This window comes from Xenophilus sp. (assembly GCF_044462705.1).
Lineage (GTDB): Bacteria > Pseudomonadota > Gammaproteobacteria > Burkholderiales > Burkholderiaceae_C > Xenophilus > Xenophilus azovorans.
The window spans coordinates 1-1,692 of sequence record NZ_JBIQNC010000286.1 but is presented as its reverse complement, the minus strand read 5'-3'; the positions used below and the strand labels follow the sequence as shown (position 1 = coordinate 1,692).

Below are 1,692 nucleotides of genomic sequence, written 5' to 3'. Positions count from 1 at the left end.
TTCGTGGAAGACGACGAGCTGCGCGAGGCGATGCAGGAGAAGGGCCTGGGCACGCCGGCCACGCGCGCGGCCATCATCGAAGGCCTCTTGACCGAGAAGTACATGCTGCGCGAGGGCCGTGAGCTGATCCCCACCGCCAAGGCCTTCCAGCTCATGACGCTGCTGCGCGGGTTGCAGGTGGAGGAACTGTCCAGGCCCGAACTGACCGGCGAGTGGGAATACAAGCTCGCACAGATGGAGAAGGGGCAGCTCAGCCGCGCCGCCTTCATGCGCGAGATCGCCGAGATGACGCAGCACATCGTCAAGAAGGCCAAGGAGTACGACCGCGACACCGTGCCCGGCGACTACGCGACGCTGGCGGCGCCCTGCCCCAACTGCGGCGGCATCGTGAAGGAGAACTACCGCCGCTACGCCTGCACCGGCAGGAGCGGCAGCGGCACGGATGCGTGCGGCTTCTCCTTCACCAAGTCGCCAGCCGGCCGCACCTTCGAGATCGCCGAGGCGGAGCAGCTGGTGGCGACCAAGCACATCGGCCCGCTGGAGGGCTTCCGCTCCAAGGCCGGCTGGCCCTTCGTGGCCGAGATCGACCTGGCCTGGAACGAGGAGGACAAGAACTACAAGCTCGAGTTCGACTTCGGCGACGACAAGGACGACCCGGCCGCCACCGGCGAGATCATCAACTTCGCCGGCCAGCCGAACTACGGCCCCTGCCCCAAGTGCGGCGGCGGCGTGTACGAGCTCGGCGCCAACTACGTGTGCGAGCACTCGGTGCCCACGCCGAAGCAGGCCACGCCGAGCTGCGACTTCAAGACCGGCAAGGTGATCCTGCAGCAGCCGGTGGACGAGGCGCAGATCCGCAAGCTGCTGGCCGAGGGCAAGACCGACCTGCTCGACAAGTTCGTCAGCATGCGCACGCGCCGCGCCTTCAAGGCCTTCCTGGTGTGGAACAAGGACGAGGGCAAGGTGACCTTCGAGTTCGAGCCGCGCGAGTCGAAGTTCCCGCCGCGCAAGACCTTTGCCCGCGCCGCGCCGGCGGCGAAGAAAACCGCCGCGACGAAGAAGGCACCGGCCGCCAAGGCCGCCGCGAAAGCGCCCGCCGCCAAGAAGGCGCCGCGCAAGGCGGCCGCCGGCTCGGGCCTGAAGCCGAGCGCGGCGCTGGCGGCCGTGATCGGCGACGAGCCGGTGCTGCGCACCGAGGCCACCAAGAAGCTGTGGGACTACATCAAGGCCCACGGCCTGCAGGACCCGGCGGACAAGCGCAGCATCCGCGCCGACGCCAGGCTGCAAGCCGTGTTCGACAAGCCCAGCGCCACCATGTTCGAGCTGGCCGGCATCCTGGGCCGTCACCTGAGCTGAGGCCGCCCCGCGGCCGGTACGTCTCTTTACAGCGCCGCCCGGCGATCCCCGCATCATGGGGGCATGGATCTGGCGACGGCAAGGGCCTTGAAGGAACAGGTGGCGCAGGAGATCGTGCGCCCGCGCCTGGCCGAGCTGTGGCTGGCGACGCGCGCGGTGCGCGCCGTCGGCGTGCGGCGGCTGACGCAGGCGCGGCCCGGCGTGGCGCTGGGCCTGGCCCGCGGCCCCGAGCCCGGCACCTACGTGCTGGCGGTGCGTCTGCAGCGGCGCACGGCTGCGCTGGACGAGACATTGCAGGCCGGCATCCAGCGCGTCGCCGGCCCGTCCGTGCAGATC

At 70.1% G+C, this 1,692-nt stretch carries 2 protein-coding genes; both read left to right on the top strand.

The features are described 5' to 3' along the window. Nucleotides 1-1,356, top strand: a 1,356-nt coding sequence (locus ACIY1X_RS24770) for a topoisomerase C-terminal repeat-containing protein (RefSeq protein ID WP_399685889.1), incomplete at its 5' end; no start/stop codon positions are given. A gap of 87 nt (nucleotides 1,357-1,443) precedes the next feature. Continuing rightward, nucleotides 1,444-1,692: hypothetical protein (locus ACIY1X_RS24765; RefSeq protein ID WP_399685886.1), on the top strand; the 249-nt coding region annotated here is incomplete at its 3' end.